The sequence below is a fragment of the Ruminococcus sp. genome (genome assembly GCF_045129435.1).
Lineage (GTDB): Bacteria > Bacillota > Clostridia > Oscillospirales > Acutalibacteraceae > Ruminococcoides.
On sequence record NZ_JBGVJL010000017.1, the window covers coordinates 1 to 4,558 of the forward strand.

Annotated in this window: 5 protein-coding genes; all 5 read left to right on the forward strand. The window is 41.5% G+C overall.

Annotated elements, in window-relative coordinates; translation table 11 throughout:
* On the forward strand, positions 1 to 341 hold a 341-nt coding region (locus ACJMMI_RS00775), incomplete at its 5' end, for a flavodoxin (RefSeq protein WP_405352602.1).
* Positions 342 to 359: 18 nt separating this feature from the next.
* The gene (locus ACJMMI_RS00780; RefSeq protein WP_405352605.1) at positions 360 to 1,190 is read left to right on the forward strand and encodes an SDR family oxidoreductase; all 831 of its coding nucleotides are present in this window, start codon (positions 360 to 362) and stop codon (positions 1,188 to 1,190) included.
* Between the two features lie 105 nt (positions 1,191 to 1,295).
* Positions 1,296 to 1,604, forward strand: coding sequence for a DUF1292 domain-containing protein (locus ACJMMI_RS00785; protein WP_405352608.1), 309 nt, complete (start codon positions 1,296 to 1,298; stop codon positions 1,602 to 1,604).
* Positions 1,605 to 1,837: 233 nt separating this feature from the next.
* The gene (locus ACJMMI_RS00790; protein WP_405352609.1) at positions 1,838 to 3,163 is read left to right on the forward strand and encodes an MATE family efflux transporter; all 1,326 of its coding nucleotides are present in this window, start codon (positions 1,838 to 1,840) and stop codon (positions 3,161 to 3,163) included.
* A gap of 10 nt (positions 3,164 to 3,173) precedes the next feature.
* Positions 3,174 to 4,558: Tex-like N-terminal domain-containing protein (locus tag ACJMMI_RS00795; protein WP_405352611.1), on the forward strand; the 1,385-nt coding region annotated here is incomplete at its 3' end.

Below are 4,558 nucleotides of genomic sequence, written 5' to 3' on the forward strand. Positions count from 1 at the left end.
AATGTATTCAAGAGGCAAAAGCAGAACTTCAAAGCAAAGAGAGAGTTGCCGTAAAATCTTATTTAGAAAATCTTGAAGATTACGATACAATCTTTGTCGGCTACCCAAACTGGTGGGGTACAATGCCAATGGTAATGTTTACTTTCCTTGAGCATTATAATCTTTCAGGCAAAACAATTATTCCGTTTTGCACCAACGAAGGCAGTGGAATGGGCAGAAGTGAAAGCGACCTTAAAAACATTTGTAATGGTGCTGTCATCAAAAAAGGTTTGTCAATTCACGGTGCAGAAGCAGAAAATTCAGAAAATAAAGTTACTGACTGGGCAAAGAAATCTATATAATCATAAGGAGGTAATAGTATGCAAAATGTAATGCTTTTAGTGGGTGCAGGTCAGATTGGTATGGCTATTGCACGAAGAATGGGCTATGGAATGAAAATCATTATCGGCGACAAAAGCCTTAAAAACGCAGAAGAAATTGCTGCAACAATGAAAAATGCAGGCTTTGACACGCTTGCATTGGAAATGGATTTGTCAAGCAGAGAGTCAATTCAAAATATGATTGCCGTTGCAATGAAGTACGGCGACATCACAATGCTTGTAAATGCCGCAGGAGTTTCACCAAGTCAGGCATCTATAGAAACCATACTCAAGGTTGACTTATACGGCACAGCAGTCTTACTTGAAGAAGTCGGCAAGGTAATTGTCAAGGGCGGAGTCGGTGTTACAATTTCAAGTCAGTCCGGCAAGCGTATGCCACAGCTTACACCAAAGGAAGACGCATTACTTGCCTGCACCCCTACAGAGGAGTTGCTCTCGCTTGAAATGCTACAGCCGAAAAATATCAAAGATACTCTGCATGCGTATCAGCTTGCAAAGCGTTGCAACGAAAAAAGAGTTATGTTTGAATCGGTACGCTGGGGCGAAAAGGGTGCAAGAATCAATTCGATTTCACCTGGTATTATAGTTACTCCGCTCGCACAGGACGAATTTAATGGTCCTCGTGGTGATTTTTATAAAAATATGTTTGCAAAATGCCCTGCCGGCAGACCCGGCACAGCCGATGAGGTTGCAAATGTTGCCGAGCTTTTAATGAGCAATAAGGGTGCATTTATCACCGGTACAGACTTTATGTGTGACGGCGGTGCAACCGCAAGCTATTACTATGGTCCTTTAAATCCAAACAACTGATAAATTCTAAGCATAGCTGTCGCAACTGCAGCTATGTTTTTTTATATTTTACTTGATTTTATCGCAATTTTAGGCTATACTTTTAGTAAATGAAATAAAGACAGGGTGATTATTTTGGCTGATAAGAATAAGTCTAATCAGAATGAAATCAACGAAGACGGTGCATTAATTGCATTGACTGACGAAAACGGCAAAGAGGTTGTTTTTGAAATTCTCGGCGTTGTTGATTATGACAATGATGAGTTTGCAGTTCTTATTGAAAACAGAGCTGACGCTGACGAGGTAGTTATTTTTAAAATTCAGTCCCTTGACGATGAAAACGAAGAATTTGTCAGCGTTGAGGACGAAGAACTTCTTAATAAAGTATTTGAGCTTTTCAAGGCTCAGTATGACGGCTATATAGATTTTGAGTAATATTCATTTGCATTATAATTTTAGGTGACTTGCCAAAAGCCGATTTTTGACTGCTGGCAAGTCATAATTTTAGGTTCTTTTTCAATAGCTTGGAGTAAATTATGGTTTAGCAGATTCAGGCTTCCCCTTTGAGGGGAAGGCTTGGAATTTTCCGATAATTTTGTAGTATAAACCATAATTTATAAATTTTACCCAACATTTATAACAAAACCTAAATTTTATGGAGGTATTTTGTGGATTTATTAAAGGATAGTGTAAAAAAGCTTTACTTTCGCTATCTGTTTCCGTCAATGGGAAGTGCGGTTGTAGCTTCTGTTTATCTGATGACCGATGCTGTAGTAATCGGCAAGGGAATCGGTGACAACGCTCTTGCCGCCCTCAATATGACAACTCCGATTATCAGCTTTATGCTCTCAATCGGCATATTGTTCGGCATTGGCGGTTCAGTGCTTTTCAGCGTACATAAGGGAACAGGCGATGACGAAAAAGCAAACAAATGCTTTACTACGGCACTTTTCGGAGTGCTGAGTGCTGCGGTTATAATTTGCCTTGTCTGCAACATTTTCAGCAAGGAAATTTTAGCGTTAATGGGTGCAAAAGGCGAACTGTTCGACCTTGCATATGATTATGTGCGATTTTACTATTACTTGTCAATTCCAAGCGTTTTGGTTAATTTTTGCTCTGCCTTTGTACGAAGCGACAAAGACCCTAACCGAGCAATGATAGCCGTTACGGCAGGCGGAATTGTAAATGTAGTGCTCGACATCGTGCTTGTATATCCTGTTCAAATGGGAATGGCAGGTGCAGCAATCGCCTCGGTTTCCGGCATTACAATTCAGCTTTTGGTGTGCCTCACTCATTTTCTTTCAAAGAAAAATACAATTCGCATATCAAAACCTGTAAATGTATTTAAAAATATTTTCCAAATTGTAAAAGGCGGACTCTCCGGCTTTATCACCGAACTTTCCAACGCAATTATTATTTTTGTATTCAACTTACAGCTTTTAAATTATTGCACAAACACCGAGCTTGCGGTATATGGCGTGCTTGCAAACTGTGCAATCCTTTTCAATGCTCTGTTTGTCGGTGTAGGACAGGCAGTTCAACCGGTATCAGCGTTCAACTTCGGTGCAAGACAGCATAAAAGAATTGCAAGCCTGCGTAAATACGCATACACAACCGTACTTATTATGGGCGTAATTTTTTCGGCAACAGGCATACTTTTCCCTGAATTTGTCGCTTCTTGCTTTATCGACCTTACAGATGCAACAAGAGCAGTCACAAAATCAGCAATGCCCATTTACTTTATCGCATTCCTTACAATGGGTGTAAATGTGCTTTCAACCTACTACTTCCAGTCATTGATGAAAGGCGGTTACTCGCTTGCCGTATCAATGCTGAGAAATATAATCATCAGCTCACTTCTGCTTATCACCTTACCAATGTTCTTCGGAGGATTTGCAATCTGGTTTGCAATCCCGATAACAGAGGCAGCAGTGGCAATTATAAGCGTAATTTTACTTATAAAAAGCAACAAAGCAATAAAATCAAAGGTATAATGGAGTAATTATGGACTATTCAAAAATATTATCACAACAGTTTCAAATCAAAGAGGAGTACGCTCAGAACATAATTTCCTTGCTTGATGACGGCAACACAATTCCGTTCATCGCCCGCTACCGTAAGGAAATGCACGGCTCAATGGACGACCAGCTCATTCGTGAATTTAGCGAAAAGCTTGAGTATCTGCGTTCGCTTGATAAGCGTAGGGAAGAAATCCGCACACTCATTGACGGACAGGAAAAGCTTACAGACGAAATAAGCCTTGCACTTGACAAGGCAGAAACTTTAAGCGAACTTGAGGATATTTACAGACCTTACCGACCAAAGCGTAAAACAAGGGCATCTGTAGCAAAAGAAAAAGGACTTGAACCGCTTGCAGAACTCATCTTAAAGCAGGAAAGCAAGTGCGACCCTGCAAAATCGGCAGAGGAGTACATTGACGAGGAAAAGGGCGTTGCAAGCGTGGAAGATGCCTTGCAGGGTGCAATGGACATCATTGCCGAGCAGGTTTCAGACAATGCCGAAATCCGTAAGCGTGTGCGAAACCTCACAAATATGTACGGTGTAATCTCATCAACAGCCGTTGACGCAGAAAAAGACAGCGTTTACAGACAGTACTATGACTACAAAGAGCCGGTCAAGAAGATTGCCGACCACCGTTTGCTTGCCATAAACAGAGGTGAAAAAGAGGGATTTTTAAAAGTCAGCGTTGAAATGGACAGCGAAAAGCCGCTCAATTCAATAGCAAAGGTTATGATTAAAAATCCTGCTTGTGCATGTGCAGACATAGTTAAAACCGCATGTGAAGACGCATACGACAGACTTATTTTCCCATCTATTGAAAGAGAAATTCGCAACGACCTCACAGAAAATGCCTGCGAAAATTCAATGAAAGTATTTGGCGTAAATCTTCGTCAGTTGCTTATGCAGCCGCCTGTAAAAGGCAAAACCGTACTCGGACTTGACCCGGGCTACCGCACAGGCTGTAAGGTAGCAGTAGTTGACGGCACGGGCAAGGTGCTCGACACAGCGGTAATTTATCCTACACATTCAGAGGCAAAGGTAAAGGAGTCAAAGCAAAAGCTTTTACAGCTTATTAAAAAGCACAATGTAGATATAATTTCAATCGGCAACGGCACAGCGAGCAAAGAAACCGAAATGTTCGCCGCCGATGCAATCAAGGAGGCTGACCACAAGGTTTATTATATGGTAGTCAGCGAGGCGGGTGCGTCCGTTTATTCCGCATCAAAGCTTGCCGCAAAGGAATTGCCACAGCTTGACCTTACACTCAGAAGTGCGGTTTCCATTGCAAGACGATTACAAGACCCACTTGCCGAGCTTGTAAAAATCGAGCCTAAGGCAATCGGTGTAGGACAGTATCAGCACGATAT

Bases quoted from the DNA above. Each gene is read 5' to 3' on its own strand.
- ACJMMI_RS00780 (WP_405352605.1), top strand. From the start codon at position 360: ATGCAAAATGTAATGCTTTTAGTGGGTGCAGGTCAGATTGGTATGGCT.